Genomic DNA, 617 nt, shown 5'->3' on the forward strand with positions numbered 1-617 from the left:
TCTGACTGCCTAGGCATCCACCGTGTACGCTTAGTCACTTAACCTCACAACCCGAAGATGTTTCCATCGTTCGCGCTGCAAACATTTGAGAGACTCTATGACAGGTTACTCTTTATCCCAATACTTCTACGGAGGGACAAATTTCAGCCGTCATGTTTCAATTTTCAGCTTGTTCCAGATTGTTAAAGAGCAAAATACTTCGCAGCATACTGTCGCCAATATACTCTGAAGTATTGAAATACCGGACTATATGGTGGAGCTAAGCGGGATCGAACCGCTGACCTCCTGCGTGCAAGGCAGGCGCTCTCCCAGCTGAGCTATAGCCCCATACAGTCACGCGCAGTACCTTTTCCACTTCCGAGAAGTGGTAGGCCTGAGTGGACTTGAACCACCGACCTCACCCTTATCAGGGGTGCGCTCTAACCACCTGAGCTACAAGCCTATAAAGGTATTTCTGCTCGTTACTTTCTATCAGACAATCTGTGTGAGCACGCCACGCGAACTAATATCTTTAGGTAAGGAGGTGATCCAACCGCAGGTTCCCCTACGGTTACCTTGTTACGACTTCACCCCAGTCATGAATCACAAAGTGGTAAGCGCCCTCCCGAAGGTTAAGC

The 617-nt window shown here is 48.9% G+C and carries 2 tRNA genes and 1 rRNA gene; all 3 read right to left on the minus strand.

The features are described from left to right. Positions 1 to 251: 251 nt before the first annotated feature. Positions 252 to 327: transfer RNA gene (locus ACJ8IJ_RS23880), tRNA-Ala, on the minus strand. A gap of 38 nt (positions 328 to 365) precedes the next feature. Further along, a tRNA-Ile gene (locus tag ACJ8IJ_RS23885) sits at positions 366 to 442 on the minus strand. 74 nt (positions 443 to 516) lie between these two features. Next, a 16S ribosomal RNA gene (locus ACJ8IJ_RS23890) occupies positions 517 to 617 on the minus strand; the annotation flags it as partial.

Source organism: Serratia sp. CY40230, from assembly GCF_052168835.1.
GTDB lineage: Bacteria > Pseudomonadota > Gammaproteobacteria > Enterobacterales > Enterobacteriaceae > Serratia > Serratia nematodiphila.